General features: G+C 72.6%; 13 protein-coding genes. 1 reads left to right on the top strand and 12 read right to left on the bottom strand.

What is annotated here, in order from left to right; genetic code table 11:
- Positions 1 to 12 precede the first annotated feature (12 nt).
- The 11 genes from gap to uvrA form a co-directional block, all read right to left on the bottom strand.
- Positions 13 to 1,014 (bottom strand): type I glyceraldehyde-3-phosphate dehydrogenase, encoded by a 1,002-nt coding sequence (gap, locus tag ACFP6A_RS11965; RefSeq protein ID WP_379603827.1) that lies wholly within the window; start codon positions 1,012 to 1,014, stop codon positions 13 to 15.
- Positions 1,015 to 1,152: 138 nt separating this feature from the next.
- The gene (whiA, locus tag ACFP6A_RS11960) at positions 1,153 to 2,133 is read right to left on the bottom strand and encodes a DNA-binding protein WhiA (protein ID WP_379603825.1); all 981 of its coding nucleotides are present in this window, start codon (positions 2,131 to 2,133) and stop codon (positions 1,153 to 1,155) included.
- A gap of 22 nt (positions 2,134 to 2,155) precedes the next feature.
- Positions 2,156 to 3,121 carry a uridine diphosphate-N-acetylglucosamine-binding protein YvcK gene (yvcK, locus tag ACFP6A_RS11955; RefSeq protein ID WP_379603823.1) on the bottom strand — a complete coding sequence of 322 codons (966 nt, stop codon included), beginning with the start codon at positions 3,119 to 3,121 and terminating at the stop codon, positions 2,156 to 2,158.
- Positions 3,118 to 4,059 (bottom strand): RNase adapter RapZ, encoded by a 942-nt coding sequence (gene rapZ / locus ACFP6A_RS11950; RefSeq protein ID WP_379603822.1) that lies wholly within the window; start codon positions 4,057 to 4,059, stop codon positions 3,118 to 3,120. The genes yvcK and rapZ overlap by 4 nt, the downstream gene beginning before the upstream one ends.
- Positions 4,060 to 4,079: 20 nt before the next feature.
- Positions 4,080 to 6,011, bottom strand: a complete 1,932-nt coding sequence (gene uvrC, locus ACFP6A_RS11945) for an excinuclease ABC subunit UvrC (RefSeq protein ID WP_379603821.1) — start codon at positions 6,009 to 6,011, stop codon at positions 4,080 to 4,082.
- A gap of 71 nt (positions 6,012 to 6,082) precedes the next feature.
- Positions 6,083 to 6,469: a DUF2267 domain-containing protein gene (locus ACFP6A_RS11940; protein ID WP_379603819.1), complete on the bottom strand. Its 387-nt coding sequence runs from the start codon at positions 6,467 to 6,469 to the stop codon at positions 6,083 to 6,085.
- Positions 6,470 to 6,658: 189 nt separating this feature from the next.
- On the bottom strand, positions 6,659 to 7,783 hold the full coding sequence (locus ACFP6A_RS11935) for an FtsX-like permease family protein (protein WP_379603817.1): 1,125 nt from the start codon (positions 7,781 to 7,783) through the stop codon (positions 6,659 to 6,661).
- On the bottom strand, positions 7,758 to 8,393 hold the full coding sequence (locus ACFP6A_RS11930; protein ID WP_379603815.1) for an ABC transporter ATP-binding protein: 636 nt from the start codon (positions 8,391 to 8,393) through the stop codon (positions 7,758 to 7,760). Before ACFP6A_RS11930 ends, ACFP6A_RS11935 begins: the two co-directional genes overlap by 26 nt.
- Positions 8,390 to 9,238, bottom strand: coding sequence for a peptidoglycan-binding protein (locus ACFP6A_RS11925; RefSeq protein ID WP_379603813.1), 849 nt, complete (start codon positions 9,236 to 9,238; stop codon positions 8,390 to 8,392). The genes ACFP6A_RS11930 and ACFP6A_RS11925 overlap by 4 nt, the downstream gene beginning before the upstream one ends.
- A 203-nt stretch (positions 9,239 to 9,441) precedes the next feature.
- The gene (locus tag ACFP6A_RS11920; RefSeq protein ID WP_379603811.1) at positions 9,442 to 9,837 is read right to left on the bottom strand and encodes a hypothetical protein; all 396 of its coding nucleotides are present in this window, start codon (positions 9,835 to 9,837) and stop codon (positions 9,442 to 9,444) included.
- 700 nt (positions 9,838 to 10,537) lie between these two features.
- Positions 10,538 to 13,504 carry an excinuclease ABC subunit UvrA gene (gene uvrA, locus ACFP6A_RS11915; protein ID WP_379603809.1) on the bottom strand — a complete coding sequence of 989 codons (2,967 nt, stop codon included), beginning with the start codon at positions 13,502 to 13,504 and terminating at the stop codon, positions 10,538 to 10,540.
- A 38-nt stretch (positions 13,505 to 13,542) separates the two neighbouring features.
- Between uvrA and ACFP6A_RS11910 the strand changes: the two genes are divergently transcribed.
- Positions 13,543 to 14,220: a maleylpyruvate isomerase N-terminal domain-containing protein gene (locus ACFP6A_RS11910; protein ID WP_379603807.1), complete on the top strand. Its 678-nt coding sequence runs from the start codon at positions 13,543 to 13,545 to the stop codon at positions 14,218 to 14,220.
- Position 14,221: 1 nt separating this feature from the next.
- Here the strand turns inward: ACFP6A_RS11910 and ACFP6A_RS11905 are convergent, their stop codons facing one another.
- A complete protein-coding gene (locus ACFP6A_RS11905; RefSeq protein ID WP_379603805.1) occupies positions 14,222 to 15,712 on the bottom strand; it encodes a glucose-6-phosphate dehydrogenase in 1,491 nt (496 codons plus the stop codon).
- Positions 15,713 to 15,733: the final 21 nt, after the last annotated feature.

The raw sequence follows: 15,733 nt of genomic DNA, 5'->3' as shown, positions 1-15,733 counted from the left end.
TGGGCCCCTGGGTCACAGGTCGCGTCCGACGAGCTGGACGAGGTCGACCAGCCGGCTGGAGTAGCCCCACTCGTTGTCGTACCAGCCGACGACCTTGACCTGGTCGCCCAGCACCTTGGTGAGGCCTGCGTCGAAGATGCACGAGTGCGGGTCGGTGACGATGTCGGACGACACGATCGGGTCCTCGGTGTACTTGAGGATCCCCTTGAGCGGCCCCTCCGCGGCTGCCTTGACGGCGGCGTTGACCTCCTCGACGGAGGTCTCGCGGCTCGCGGTGAAGGTGAGGTCGGTGGCCGACCCGGTCGGCACCGGCACACGCAGCGCGTAGCCGTCGAGCTTGCCCTTGAGCTGCGGCATCACCAGCCCGATGGCCTTGGCGGCGCCCGTCGACGTCGGCACGATGTTGATGGCGGCGGCGCGGGAACGGCGCAGGTCCTTGTGCGGGCCGTCCTGGAGGTTCTGGTCCTGGGTGTACGCGTGCACGGTCGTCATCAGGCCGCGCTCGATGCCGACGGAGTCGTACATCACCTTGGCCATCGGGGCCAGGCAGTTCGTCGTGCACGAGGCGTTGGAGATGACCGTGTGCCGCGCCGGGTCGTAGTCGCCGTCGTTGACGCCGAGGACGACGGTGACGTCCTCGTTCTTCGCCGGCGCGGAGATGATGACCTTCTTGGCGCCGGCGTCGACGTGCGCCCTGGCCTTGGTCGCGTCGGTGAACCGGCCGGTGGACTCGATGACGACGTCCGCGCCGAGCTCGCCCCACGGCAGCCTGGTCGGGTCGGTCTCGGCCATGGCCCTGAACGTCCTGCCACCGACGGAGATGTCGTCGTCGGTGTAGCTGACGTCGTCGAGGCGCCCGAGGATCGAGTCGTACTTCAGCAGGTGCGCGAGCGTCTTGTTGTCGGTGAGGTCGTTGACGCCGACGATCTCGATGTCCGCGCCGTTGGCGATCGCGGCACGCAGGAAGTTCCGGCCGATGCGGCCGAAGCCGTTGATACCTACTCGGGTGGTCACTACGGGTGCCCTCCTCGGCACGCGCCGGACGCACCGGCGCTGGTTGGTGTCACGTGCTCGGTACTGGTTTCGACCCTAGGGGATACCCGCAGGTCGACGCTCACCAGAGGTCCTCGGTCCCCCCTGGTGGGCCGTTGGTCACCCCTCGAGCATGTCCGGGGTGATGCTCGCGTCCGTGCCGGGGACGCCGAGCTCGGCGGCCCGGCGGTCGGCCATGGCGAGCAGCCGGCGGATCCGCCCGGCGACGGCGTCCTTGGTCATCGGCGGGTCGGCCAGCTGGCCGAGCTCCTCCAGCGACGCCTGCCGGTGCTGGAGCCGGAGCCGTCCGGCGGCCTGGAGGTGCTCGGGCACCTCGTCCCCGAGGATCTCCAGGGCCCGCTCCACCCGGGCGCCGGCGGCCACCGCGGCCCGCGCCGAGCGGCGCAGGTTCGCGTCGTCGAAGTTCGCCAGCCGGTTCGCGGTCGCCCGGACCTCCCGGCGCATCCGCCGCTCCTCCCAGGTCAGCACCGCGTCGTGGGCGCCGAGCCGGGTCAGCATCGCGCCGATCGCGTCGCCGTCCCGGATGACGACCCGGTCGACGCCCCGGACGTCGCGGGCCTTGGCCGGGATGCCGAGCCGCCGGGCGGCACCGACGAGCGCGAGGGCCGCCTCCGGGCCGGGGCAGGTGATCTCCAGGGCGGAGGAGCGACCGGGCTCGGTCAGCGAGCCGTGCGCGAGAAAGGCGCCGCGCCAGGCCGCCTCGGCGTCGCAGGTGGCCCCGGACACGACCTGCGGGGGCAGTCCGCGCACAGGCCGGCCGCGCGGGTCGAGCAGCCCGGTCTGGTGGGCCAGGGCCTCGCCCTCGCGCACGACCCGGACGACGTACCGGGAGCCACGGCGCAGCCCGCCGCCGGAGACAACGAGCATCTCGCTGGTCTTGCCGAACACCTCCGCGACGTCCTTGCGCAGCCGGCGCGCCGCCACCCCGGTGTCGAGCTCGGCCTCGACGACCACCCGGCCGGAGACGATGTGCAACCCGCCGGCGAACCGCAGCAGCGACGACACCTCCGCCTTGCGGCAGCAGGTCCGGGTGACATCGAGGCGGCTGAGCTCGTCCTTCACCTGTGCGGTCAGCGCCATGGCGGACATCCTGCCACCGCGCTCACGTGCCGACGTCCCCGAGCACCCCGTCGAAGACGTCCCGGAACGCGGCGGCCAGCCGCAGCGGGTCGTGCCGGGCGGTCCCGTCGCCGAGGCTGACCTGACGCAGCACCAGGCGGCCGCCGGCCGCGGCGACAGCGGCGGCCAGCGCGTCCACGTCGTCCACCGCGGTGGGGTCGGCGAGCACGACGTCCAGCCGCATCGCCGGTGCGTGCGCACGCAGCGCCTCCACGTGCTCCTGTGCGGTGAGCCCGGCGGTCTCCCCGGCGTCCGCCTCGAGGTTGAGCACGACGCAGCGCCGGGCCCGGGTCGTGGTCAGCGCGGCGGCCAGGTCGGGGACGAGCAGGTGCGGGGTGACGCTAGTGAACCACGAGCCGGGACCGAGGACCACCCAGTCGGCGTCGCGGACGGCGTCGAGGGCCTCGGGGCAGGACGGCGGCTCGGCCGGGGTGAGCCGCAGCCCGACCACCCGGCCGCGAGTGGTGGCGACGGCGACCTGCCCGCGGACGACGTGGACGTCGTCCGGGTGGTCGGGGTCCAGGCCGGTCACGTCCGCCTCGATGTCGAGCGGGACGAGCGCCATCGGCAGCACCCGCCCGCGGGCCCCCAGCAGCCGGGCCACCCAGTCCAGGCCGGCGACGGGGTCCCCCAGCAGGTCCCACAGGGCGACGATGAGTAGGTTGCCGACGGCGTGGTCGTCCAGGCCGCCGTCGCTGCGGAACCGGTGCTGCAGCACGTCCCGCCAGGTGCGCCCCCACTCCCCGTCGTCGCACAGCGCGGACAGCGCCATCCGCAGGTCCCCGGGCGGCAGCACGTCGAGCTCGCGGCGCAGCCGCCCACTGGAGCCGCCGTCGTCGGCGACGGTGACGACGGCGGTGAGCCGGTCGGTGAGGTGGCGCAGCGCCTGCAGCGAGGCGGCCAAACCGTGCCCGCCGCCGAGCGCGACGACGCGCGGCGACGGCCTCACTCGCGCCCCAGGTCACGGTGCACGGCGCGGGCCCGGACGCCGGTGGCCGCGAGGCGCCGCGCGATCTCCTCGCTGAGCGCCACGGACCGGTGCTTGCCGCCGGTGCACCCGATGGCGATGGTGACGTAGTGCCGGTTCTCCCGGCGGTACCCCGCCATCACCGGCTCGAGCGCGGCGACGTACCGGTCGACGAACTCCGCGGCGCCGGGCCGGCTCAGCACGAAGTCGGCGACCTTCTCGTCCTGCCCGGTGAACGGCTCGAGCTCGGGGATCCAGTGCGGGTTCGGCAGGAACCGGACGTCGACGACGTGGTCGGAGTCGACCGGCAGGCCGTACTTGAACCCGAACGACATGACCGTGACCCGCAGCCCGGAGGCCTGCGGCTCGGCGAACAGCTCCGAGATCTTCGCCCCGAGCTCGTGGACGTTGAGGGCGCTGGTGTCCACGACGACGTCGGCGGTGGCGTGCAGGTCCCCGAGCAGCTCCCGCTCGCGGGCGATGCCGTCGAGGATCCGGCCGTCCGCCTGCAGCGGGTGCGGTCGCCGGACGGACTCGAACCGGCGGACGAGGGTCTCGTCGTTGGCGTCAAGGAACAGCACCCGCAGGTCGATCGCCCGCCGGCGCAGTTCGGCGAGGGACTCGGTGAGGTCGGTGAAGAAGGTGCGCCCCCGGACGTCGACGACGACGGCGACCCGGGGAACCTTGCCGCCGGCCCGGGCGGCCAGCAGGGCCAGCGGCGCGAGCATCTGCGGCGGCAGGTTGTCCACCACGTACCAGCCGAGGTCCTCGAGCACGTTCGCGGCGGTCGTCCGACCGGCCCCGGACATCCCGGTGATGATGAGGATCTCCGGGCCGGTGACGTCGGGCAGCTGCTCACCCTGCTGCTCGGCGTGCTGCACGGGCGGCGGGTCGGGCGTCGGGCTCGTCACGGCGCCCATGATGGCAGCCGGTGGGCCGCTCAGCCCTCGAGCACCTCGCCGGTGGCGAGGTTGACCGCGGGAGCGGCCCCCGCCGGCTCCCGCAGCGCGTCGACGACGGCCTGCGCGGTGGCCGGTCCGATGCCGGGCACCGTGGCGATCTCCTCCGCGGTGGCGGCGCGCAGCCGCTTGAGCGAGCCGAACCGCTTGAGCAGCGCGGCACGCCGCGCCGGGCCCAGGCCGGGGACGTCGTCCAGCACGCTGCGGGTCATCGCCGAGCTGCGCCGTTGCCGGTGGTAGGTGATGGCGAACCGGTGGGCCTCGTCGCGCACCCGCTGCAGCAGGTAGAGGCCCTGGCTGGTGCGCGGCAGCACGACCGGGTGGTCCTCACCGGGCAGCCACACCTCCTCGAGCCGCTTGGCCAGGCCGCACAGGGCGACGTCGGTGACGCCGAGCTCCTCCAGCGCCCGGGCGGCCGCGGCGACCTGCGGCTGCCCGCCGTCGACGACGACGAGGCTGGGCGGGTAGGCGAACCGACGGCCCTGCTCGCCCTCCGCGACGAGCTCCCCGGACTCCACCCGCTCGTCGAGGTAGCGACGGAACCGGCGGCCGATCACCTCGTGCACGGCGGCGACGTCGTCCTGGCCGCCGGTCCCGCGGACGGCGAACCGCCGGTACTCGGACTTGCGGGGCAGGCCGTCCTCGAACACGACCATCGAGGCGACCACCTCGGTGCCCTGCAGGTTGGACACGTCGAAGCACTCGATCCGCAGCGGGGCGTCGGCGAGCCCGAGAGCGTCCTGGATCTCCTGCAGCGCCTGGCTGCGGGTGGTGAGGTCCCCGGCGCGCCGGGTCTTGTGCAGGGCGAGGGCCTGGGTGGCGTTGCGCTGCACGGTCTGGGCGAGGGCGCGCTTGTCGCCCCGCTGCGGCACCCGGACGTCGACGCGCCCGCCACGCAGGCCGGTCAGCCAGGCGGTCACCTCCGCCAGGTCCGGCGGCAGCTCGGGGACGAGGACCTCCCGCGGGACGGCGTCCGCGGCGTCCCCGTAGACCTGCTGGAGCAGGTGCTCGACGAGCTCGCCGGTGCCGAGGTCCTCCACCTTCTCCACCACCCAGCCGCGCTGGCCGCGGACCCGGCCGCCGCGCACGTGGAAGACCTGGACGGCGGCCTCGAGCTCGTCCTCGGCGAGGGCGAAGACGTCGGCGTCGGTGGCGTCCGGCAGGACGACGGCGTTCTTCTCGATCGCCCGGCGCAGGGCCTCGACGTCGTCGCGCAGCCGGGCGGCCCGCTCGAAGTCGAGGTCGGCGGCGGCCTGGCGCATCTCCCGCTCGAGCCGGTGGACGAAGCGGCCGGTCGACCCGGCCATGAAGTCGCAGAAGTCCTCGGCGAGGGCCCGGTGGTCCTCGGGGCTGATCGACCCGACACAGGGCGCGGAGCACTTGTCGATGTACCCGAGCAGGCACGGCCGGCCCACCTGGCCGGCGCGCTTGAACACCCCCGCCGAGCAGGTGCGGACCGGGAACACCCGCAGCAGCAGGTCGACGGTCTCCCGGATCGCCCACGCGTGCGCGTACGGGCCGAAGTAGCGGGTGCCGGGCCTCTTGCGTCCGCGCATCACCTGGACCCGGGGGAACTCCTCCCCCATCGTGACGGCCAGGTACGGGTAGGACTTGTCGTCCCGGTACCTGACGTTGAAGCGCGGGTCGAACTCCTTGATCCAGGAGTACTCGAGCTGGAGGGCCTCCACCTCGGTGGCCACGACGGTCCACTGGACGGCGGTCGCCGTGGTGACCATCTGCTGGGTGCGCGGGTGCAGCGAGGCCACGTCGGCGAAGTAGCTGTTGAGCCGTTGGCGCAGGCTCTTCGCCTTGCCGACGTAGATCACCCGCCCGGCGGCGTCGGTGAACCGGTACACGCCGGGCTCGTCGGGGATCTCGCCCGGCTTCGGGCGGTACGTCGACGGGTCGGCCACGGACCCAGCCTAAGGAGCGGGACGCGCCGGCTGCCGCCGGCCGGCGTCCCGCAGCCCGTCCGTGGGGGTTCTCAGGCCAGCTCGGGCTTGCCGAACAGCTCCGCGTAGGTGCTCGGCAGCTGCGAGAGCACCTGGTTGAGCTCACCGCCGCTGATGGCGTCGGCGACCGTGGTGAGCACCGCGCTGGCGTCCCACCGCGCCGTCTCCTCGGTCGCGTCGAGGCGTTGCGCCAGTCGGCGGAGGAACTCCTCGACGCCGTACCCCTCTGCGCTGTCGGCAGCGCTCAGCAGGGAGTCCTGGAGTTCCGCCGGGAGCTGGGACGCCAGGTCCTTGGCCTCACCGCCGGCGAGCCGCTCCCCGAGCAGGTCGAGCACCGTGCGGGTGACCCGCTCCGCCTCCGCCTGGTCGGCGTAGCTGCCTCGGTCGCGCACCTGGGCCAGGAACTCGTCGTACCGCATGACTTACTCCCTGATCTCGTCGGTGTCCGGTTGACCCACTACCTGCCGGCAGCGCCGGTGCGAACGACGCGACGCGCCTCCGCGTTCCTGGGTAGCACGCCCGTGCAGGGCGTGCAAACGCCCGCCAGGGGCTCTGCACGGCTCAGCTCGCCGTGCGACCGGAGCGCCGTACCGGGGACCCGCCGGCCGTCACGGCACACGCAAGGCCGCTACGGGGTCGCGCCACGCGGCGGTCACCGCGGGAAGTGCCGCAGCCAGCACCATCGCGGCGACGGTCAGCAGCGCCACGGCAACGGGATACTGCCACCCGGGCCCCGACCCGGACAGCGCCACGACGGCCACCGAGCCTCCGACCGCGCCCAGCAGTGCGCCCGGGACGGCCGCGAGGAGGACGTGCAGGACGACCACGCCGGTGAGCTGGACCCTGGTGGCTCCGAGAGCGCGTCGACGACCGAAGTCCCGCCGACGGCCCTGGAGGCCGGCGAAGATGGTCAAGGTCGCCAGGAGCAGGCCGGCCGCGAGCGTCTGGAGCACTGTGGCGCGTCCGGTTCCCCCGAGCTCGCCCTGGACAGCAGCGCGAACCAGGGCGAGGTCCTGCGCCACCTCGACTCGTGCCGCAGCGTTGTCACCGTCACCAAGGACTGCCTGCACCGCTTCCGCAGTGACGAGCACGTCCTCCGGGTTCCGGACCTGCACGTGGATTCGCCGCAGCGGACCGGTCCATGACGGCTCGACGATGAGCACGAGCTCTCGCAGCGACGACAACGGCGGGGAGGCTGTGAACGTGCCGACGACGGGCAGCTGGACCCCACTGGTCAGGTCGACGGCACCTGAGGAGTCGACCAGGCCCAGCCGGTCGCGGCTCGCGTCGCCGACGACCGCCTGGGGGCGGAAGCCGGAGTCCGGGGGCAGCCGCAGGGCCGGCGAGGAGCCGACCACGTACCGAGCTGGAACCGGTTCGGCACCTGGTAGGCCGGACGGGCGAACGTCTTCTACCGGACCCAGCCCCACCACCCACGCCACAGTGCTCATCGACTCGAGGCGTCGCACCGTTACGGCGTCGAGTCCGGCGCCACCCTCGTCGTCCACCACCTGGATCACGGTCACGTCGGCGTCGTCGATCCTCTCGAGGACGGCGCGCTCGGCGCTCACCACGCGTCCCGCGGTCGCCAGGGTCGTCACCACCACGCCGGCGCTGATGAGCCCGATGGCGAGGCTGAGAACACGCTGGCTCGTGGCGATCCGCGCCGCGGCGCCGAGCAGCCGGACCAGCCCGGCACCGGACGGCTCAGGAGAGATCGAAGCGCGAGTCACACGCACGGATCACCCTGTCGTCATGCGTGGCGACAGCAACGGCGACACCACGATCGGCTTCGGCTCTCAGCTGGTGCATCACGGCCCGCGCCGACTCCTCGTCGAGATTGCCCGTCGGCTCGTCGGCGAGGATGACCGCAGGCTCGGGCAGCAGTGCCCGGCAGACTGCAACCCGCTGTGCCTGGCCACCCGAGATCTGCACAGGTCGGCGCCGGGTGTCCACCTGGACACCGAGGTCAGCCAACAGCGCCCGGGCACGGTCTGACGCCTGACGCCGTGACGCTCCGCTGTAGTCCGTGCTCTCGATCACGTTGTCGAGGACCGAGCGGCTGGCGTCCAGCGCGGCGTCTTGGAACACGAAGCCGATCAGCCGTCCGCGGATCCGCGACCGAGCTCGGTCCGGGAGCCTGGCGACGTCCGTACCGCCCACGACCACCTGCCCTCCGGTCGGCCGCAGCAACAGGCCGGCGATGAACAGGAGCGTCGACTTGCCCCGGCCGGACGGTCCGGTGATGGCCGTGATCCGACCCTCGGGAATGTCCAGGTCGATGTCCCGGAGAACCGGCGGACTGGAACCGTACGTGAAGTCCACCCCGCGCAGCGCGATCACTCCGGCCTCCCTGGTAGGACGACCTCTGTGCCCGCATCCACGCCGTCCACCACGGCCAGTCCGTTCGCCGTGGCGACGACCTCGACATCGATCTCGGTCCCGTCGATGGTGCGCACGAACCGTCGGCCGTCCGCACCGGTACGGACGGCGGCGACCGGCACCGCAGGCCCCGTGGACTCCGGCACGAGAAGGATCTCTGCGCGCCAGGTGCTCGCGGTGTCCCGCGGCACCTGGTCGCACGATCCGGCGCAGACGCCGGACCCGTCCGCTCCGACCAGACGCAGGCCCTGTCCGCCGTCCTCGGTCTCAACCACGTCAGCGGTCCGCGCCTGCCAAGTCTGCCCGTCCCCGGCTGTGACGGCAACCGCCGTCGACGGCGGGATGAGAGCGCTCTGCTCGTCGGTGACCGGGACGACGAAGTCGGGCGTGGGTGCCAGGACCTCGGCCAACAGGTCACCGGGTGCCACCGGTTGGGCGACGCTGGCCGCAATCCGCACCCGAGCCGGCAGCTCCGGAACAAAGACCAGCGCCCCGTACGGCACGACACCGGTAGCTTCCTGGCCCAGTGCCCGCTGCCACGCCCGGACCGCCTGCTCGGTCCCATCGGAGAACTCCCCCTCCTCGTCGTCGACATCGAAACCAGCCCCGTCCAGGAACTCCTGGAGCTGCTGGACGTCCGGCCCGCGCACCCCTCGCTGCAGGTCTCGGAAGGCGGGGACCTCTCCGGCCACCACCACGACGGGGAGGAGATCGAGCTGGAGCAGGACGTCCCCCGAGTCGGCGACGTCGTCGACCGTCCCCGCGCCGGTGACGACACCGGGTCGGACCGCCAGCACGGTCCTCACCGGTCGCCACCGCGCCGTCGCGGAGAGAGTCAGTGACCGACCGACCGTCTCCACTTCCACCGGGACCGTCACGGGTTGCGCGGCGACCAGCGGATCCCTGGGCGGCTGCAGAGCCGTGCGACCTGCCCACCACCCCAGGCCGAGCAACGCGACAGCCGCCGTCACCACCACGACGCCGTGCAGGACTCGGCGGTTCCTCGGGGTCACAGGTCCTCGAGCTGGGGCTGAGGACATGCCCCCTCAACGGCCGCCAGGTTCTCCACGTTCGCGTACGGGGACCACGGCGCGGGCCCGCCCTGAAGGCTTTGCCGATACTGCTGGGCGTACAGCTCCAAGGACGGCGGAGGTTCTACGGTGATTCCCTGCTCCTTCAGGCACTGCACCGCCTTCAGGTTCAAGGCATAGAGGCCTTCGATCTCCTGCTCCGTGGGCGGGGCTGGAGTCGGGAAGTCACCCACTCGCTCCTTGCACACCGCTTCGCTCGCCTGAAACGCCTTCTCCTTGCCTTGAGACACATCCACCTCGAAGCCGTCCTCGGTTGAGGTTACCGTCCAGCCCTGCTCCTGCAGACAGGACATGAAGCGGTCGAGATGCTCCATGGCACTCTGGTGCTCCGCGGCTCGGTCAGGCTGCTGCGAAGCGGTGGTCGTCGCACGAGGCTCAGCGGAGGCACTGTTCGTAGACAACCCCCTACCTGGCGGGGTGGTGCCACACGCAGTCAGTGCGACCAGCAACGCGAGCGGCAGGGCTATGGCGCCGTAACCACGTCCGAACTGGCACATCAGTTGCGGCAGTATGCGTACGTACCGCCGTTGTCCATCCCGCCCGGGCCGTTGTTGTAGGCTCGCCAGTACCCGCCAGGCCCGGTGTTCTCGCGGACGTACCAACCATCACCGTAGTAGTACGTATAGGAGGAATCGCCTGGGCCGCGGAGGCCCAGGTACCCGTAAGCCCTCGCCCGGGCAGTCTCCGTCTGGAAGATCTCTGGACAGTACAGCGTTCCACTTTCCTCCACCGCCCATGCAGGGCTCGAGGTGAAGGTCACACCTGCAGCTGTGACAAGCGCGATGAGCGGCTTTCGCATCGTAGACCCCCGACGCCAACCTCTTGGGGAGGTAACCCCCTCCTCGGACTCGAAGAGTGCTCAGAACGCTACTCGGGAAGGCTTCGCCCGACAAGAGACGGCCCTCACTTCCTCATTGTCCCATTGTCTCCACCGCACCGTCCCTTCCGAGAACCCGACACGCGCGTAGCCGCGAGACACCGGGGTAGTCCGGTGGAGCAGGCCCTTTGCGCGGCTCAACCCGCCGTGCGACCGGAGCGCCGCACCGGAGTTCCCCGTGCCCTCCGCTTCGTTGACGCCTCCCTCGCCGGCGGGTGGGCCGTCGCCGGACCGGCTGGTACCCGACCGCTCGGTACCCGATCGCCCAGGACCGGGGCGAGGAACTGGCCCGTGTAGCTAGCCGGGTCGGCCGCGACGTCCTCGGGAGTTCCCTCGGCGACCACCGTGCCGCCGCCGGAGCCTCCCTCGGGGCCCATGTCGACGATCCAGTCCGCGTTCTTGATCACATCGAGGTTGTGCTCGATGACGATGACCGTGTTGCCCTTGTCGACCAGGCCCTGCAGCACCGCGAGCAGCTTGCGGATGTCCTCGAAGTGCAGTCCGGTCGTCGGCTCGTCGAGCACGTAGACGGTTCGGCCGGTGGAGCGCTTCTGCAGCTCGCTGGCGAGCTTGACCCGCTGCGCCTCGCCGCCGGACAGGGTCGGCGCGGGCTGGCCGAGCCGCACGTAACCGAGTCCGACGTCCACGAGGGTGCGCAGGTGCCGGGCGATCGCCGGCACCGCGGCGAAGAACTCCGCGGCCTCCTCGATCGGCATGTCGAGGACCTCGGCGATCGTCCTGCCCTTGAAGTGCACCTCCAGCGTCTCCCGGTTGTACCGGGCACCGTGGCACACCTCGCAGGGCACGTAGACGTCCGGCAGGAAGTTCATCTCGATCTTGATCGTGCCGTCGCCCTGGCAGGCCTCGCAGCGGCCCCCCTTGACGTTGAACGAGAACCGGCCGGGCATGTACCCGCGGACCTTCGCCTCGGTGGTCTCGGCGAACAACCGGCGGACATGGTCGAAGACGCCGGTGTACGTCGCCGGGTTGGACCGGGGGGTGCGCCCGATCGGGCTCTGGTCGACGTGCACGACCTTGTCGAGCTGGTCCAGGCCACGGACCGTCTTGTGCCGGCCGGGCACCTGCCGGGCGCCGTTGAGCTGGTTGGCCAGCACCTTGTAGAGGACGTCGTTGACGAGCGTGGACTTGCCCGACCCGGAGACCCCGGTCACGGCGACGAACGTGCCGAGCGGAAAGGTGACGTCGATCCCGCGCAGGTTGTTCTCCCGGGCCCCGACGACGGTCAGCTCACGCCCGGGTGAACGGGGACGCCGCTGGGCGGGCAGCGGGATCTCCCGGCGTCCGGAGAGGTACTGGCCGGTCATCGAGTCCGGGTGGTCGAGCAGCCCGTCGACCGGCCCGGAGTGCACGACCTGGCCGCCGTGCTCCCCGGCACCGGGGCCGATGTCGACGACCCAGTCCGCCGTGCGGATGGTGTCCTCGTCGTGCTCGACGACGATGAGGGTGTTGCCGAGGTCCCGCAACCGGGTCAGCGTCTCGATGAGCCGCCGGTTGTCCCGCTGGTGCAGGCCGATGCTCGGCTCGTCGAGCACGTACAGGACGCCGACCAGACCCGAGCCGATCTGGGTGGCCAGGCGGATGCGCTGGGCCTCCCCGCCGGACAGCGTGCCCGCGGCCCGGTCCAGGGAGAGGTAGTCGAGCCCGACGTCGAGGAGGAACCCGAGCCGGGCACTGATCTCCTTGAGCACCCGCTCGGCGATCTGCCTCTCCCGCGCCGACAGCTCCAGGTCGCCGAGGAAGCGGGCGGCCTCCGCGATCGGCAGCGCCGCGGCCTGCGCGATCGACCTGCCGCCGACCCGGACCGCGAGCACCTCGGGCTTGAGCCGGGCGCCGCCGCACGCCGGGCACGGCACCTCGCGCATGTAGCCCTCGTACCGTTCCCGGGACCAGTCGGACTCGGTCTCGGCGTGCCGGCGCTTGATGAACGGCACGACGCCCTCGAACCCGGTCGTGTACGAGCGCTCGCGGCCGAACCGGTTGCGGTACCGGACGTGCACCTTGTAGTCCTGGCCGTGCAGCAGGGCCTGGGTGGCGCGCTTGGGCAGTGCCCGCCACGGGGTGTCCATGGTGAACCCGAGCTGGTCGGCCAGCCCGGACATCAACCGCATGTAGTAGTCCCCCGACCCCGACCCGCTGCCCCACGGGGCGATGGCGCCCTCGGCCAGGGACAGGTCGGGGTCCGGGACGACGAGGTCGGGGTCGACCTCGAGACGGGTGCCGATGCCGTGGCACTCGGGGCAGGCACCGTAGGGCGCGTTGAACGAGAACGACCGGGGCTCGATCTCGTCGAGCGCCAGCGGGTGGTCGTTGGGGCACGCCATCCGCTCGGAGAACCGGCGCTCCCGCCCCGGGTCGTCGGTGGCGGCGTCGACGAGCTCGGCGACGAGCATGCCGCCGGACAGGCCCAGCGCGGTCTCCACCGAGTCGGTCAGCCGGCGCTTGGCCGACGGCTTGACGACGAGCCGGTCCACGACGACGTCGATGGTGTGCTTGAGGTTCTTCTCCAGCGCCGGCGGCTCGGCCAGCGAGACGACCTCGCCGTCCACCCGGGCCCGGGCAAAACCCTTGCCCTGCAGCTCGCGGAACAGGTCGGCGTACTCGCCCTTGCGGCCGCGGACCACCGGGGCCAGCACCTGGAACCGGGTGCCCTCGGGCAGCTCGAGCAGCCGGTCGACGATCTGCTGCGGGGTCTGCCGGCCGATCGGCTCGTCGCAGACCGGGCAGTGCGGCCGTCCGACCCGGGCCCACAGCAGCCGCAGGTAGTCGTAGACCTCGGTGATCGTGCCGACGGTGGAGCGCGGGTTGCGGCTGGTGGACTTCTGGTCGATGGACACCGCCGGTGACAGGCCCTCGATGAAGTCGACGTCCGGCTTGTCCATCTGGCCGAGGAACTGGCGGGCGTAGGCGGACAGTGACTCCACGTAGCGCCGCTGCCCCTCGGCGAAGATCGTGTCGAAAGCCAACGACGACTTGCCCGAGCCGGACAGCCCCGTGAACACGATGAGCGCATCACGGGGCAGGTCGAGGGACACGTCCTTGAGGTTGTGCTCGCGCGCACCCCGGACGATCAGCCGGTCAGCCACTCGCCCCATGGTAGGTGGCGCGGGCTACCGTGCCCGCCATGGACCTGTCCCGGCTCGACGACCCCGCCACCTACGACGAGGCGGTCCGGCTGCTGGCCGCTCTCACCGACGACCTGCTCGACGACGTCCGCACCCTGGACGCCGCCGGCCTGGCCGCGCCGTCCCTGCTGCCCGGCTGGACCCGGGCGCACGTCCTCGCGCACGTGGCCCGCAACGCCGACGCCCTGGTCAACCTGCTCACCTGGGCCCGGACCGGGCAGCCCCGGCCGATGTACGCCGACCGCGAGCAGCGGGACGCCGAGATCGAGGCCGGCACCCGACTCGCCCCGGCCGACCTCGAGGCGGACGTCGAGTCCAGCGCCGAGCGGTTCCTCGCCGCGGCGGCCGAGCTGCCGGTGGACCGCCGGGACGTCGAGGTCCGGCCCGGACCGGCGGCCCAGGGGCATCCGATACCGGCGGCGGACGTGCTGTGGAACCGGATCCGCGAGGTCGCCTACCACCACGTCGACCTCGGCACCGGGCGACGGTTCGCCGACCTCCCCGGGCCCGTGGTGGCCCGCGGGCTGGCGGAGGCGGTGCAGCGGACCGGGGTGGACCCCGCGGCGGTCGGGGTCCACGGCGACCCGGCCGCCCTGCTCGGCTGGCTGACCGGCCGTGAGGACGGCGCGGCCCTGGCCTCCCCAGGCCCGCTGCCCCCCGTCCCGAGCTGGGGCTGACTCAGCACTCCGGGAAGTCGGTGGTCCACCCCGGCCCCTGGCTGCCGGCGGGGTACTCCTCCAGCGGCACCTCACCGGCCTGCCAGGCCTCGAGCACCGGGGTGACGATCCGCCAGAGCTCCTCGGCGACGTCCCCGCGGACCGACAGCAGCGGGTCGGCGTCCAGGACGCCGGCGAGCACCTCCCCGTAGGCGGGCAGCTCCGGGGCGCCGAACTCGGTGCTGAGCTCGACCCGCTCCAGCTCGCGCGGGTCCCCGGGGCCGTTGACGTCGAGCTCGAGGTGCAGGCAGTCCGGGCCGAACCCGATCCGCAGCCGGGCCGGGGTCGAGGTCCCGTGCAGGCCGGTCGGCAGGTGCGGCACCGGCTTGAACGTGATGACGGCCTCCTTGCGCGGGTTGCCGAGGGCCTTGCCGGAGCGCAGCCGGAAGGGCACGCCCTTCCACCGCCAGTTGTCGATGAAGCAGGTGACCTCGGCGAGGGTCTCGGTGCCGCGGGCGGGGTCGACGCCGGGCTCGTCGACGTAGGCGGGCAGGTCGCGGTCCCCGACCCGGCCGGCGGTGTAGCGGGCTCGCCGGCTGTGCCGGGTCACGTCCTCCCCGGCCCGGGTCGCCCGCAGCACCTCCGCCTTGCGGTCCCGGACGTCACGGGCCTGCATCGTGGCCGGCGGGTCCATGGCGAGCACGGCGAGGACCTGCAGCAGGTGGCTCTGCACCATGTCCCGCAGGGCCCCGGCGCCGTCGTAGTACCGCGCCCGGTCCTCCAGGGCGAGCGCCTCGTCGTAGACGATGTCCACCCGGTCGATGTGGGTGGCGTTCCACAGCGGTTCGAACAGCCGGTTGGCGAACCGGAACCCCAGGACGTTGAGCACCGTGTGCTTACCGAGGAAGTGGTCGACCCGGTGCACCTGGTCCTCCGGCACGATGCGGGCGACGAGGTCGTTGAGGCGCCGGGCCGAGGCGCCGTCGGTGCCGAACGGCTTCTCCAGCACCAGCCGGGTGCCGGGCGGGACGCCGATCTCCAGCAGGGCCTCGCACGCCCGTTCGGTGACCGCCGGCGGCAGGGCGAAGTAGATCGCCACGGGCTGCTCGCACAGCGCGAGCAGCCCGCGCAGGTCCTCGGCGCGGGTGACGTCGGCCTGCCGGTACACCGACTCCCGCTCGAGCCGGCGCAGCGTCGCCGCGCCGGGGGCGTCCGGCGGGGCGGCCGTCCGCTCCTGCGGCGCGACCTCGATGCTCGGGGCGGCCGCGAAGGACTCCCGCAGCCGGGCCCGCCAGCGGTCGTCGTCCCAGTCGTCGACCCCGGAGCCGACGAGCTGGACGTCGTGCGCCCGTCCGCTGGCCAGCAGCCGGGCCAGGCCCGGCAGCAGGAGCCGGCCGGCGAGGTCCCCGCTGGCGCCCAGGACCAGCAGGCTGCGGACGGGTTCGGCGTGCGGGGCCCTCGCCCCGGGTCGGTGGTCGCGGACGTCGGCGTCGGTCTCGGAGATCGCGGTCACCCGCTCAGCCTGCCGCGGCGG

The organism is Quadrisphaera sp. GCM10027208 (assembly GCF_042658805.1).
Taxonomy (GTDB): Bacteria; Actinomycetota; Actinomycetes; order Actinomycetales; family SCSIO-59966; genus SCSIO-59966.
The sequence above is the reverse complement of the archived record's forward strand: the minus strand, read 5'-3'. Positions and strand labels throughout refer to the sequence as shown.

What these genes read in the sequence shown, in the direction of transcription:
- ACFP6A_RS11940 (WP_379603819.1), bottom strand. Translation starts at nt 6,469, where the DNA reads ATGCGGTACGACGAGTTCCTGGCCCAGGTGCGCGACCGAGGCAGCTAC.
- ACFP6A_RS11920 (WP_379603811.1), bottom strand. Translation starts at nt 9,837, where the DNA reads ATGGAGCATCTCGACCGCTTCATGTCCTGTCTGCAGGAGCAGGGCTGG.
- whiA (WP_379603825.1), bottom strand. Translation starts at nt 2,133, where the DNA reads ATGGCGCTGACCGCACAGGTGAAGGACGAGCTCAGCCGCCTCGATGTC.
- rapZ (WP_379603822.1), bottom strand. Translation starts at nt 4,059, where the DNA reads ATGGGCGCCGTGACGAGCCCGACGCCCGACCCGCCGCCCGTGCAGCAC.
- ACFP6A_RS11910 (WP_379603807.1), top strand. Translation starts at nt 13,543, where the DNA reads ATGGACCTGTCCCGGCTCGACGACCCCGCCACCTACGACGAGGCGGTC.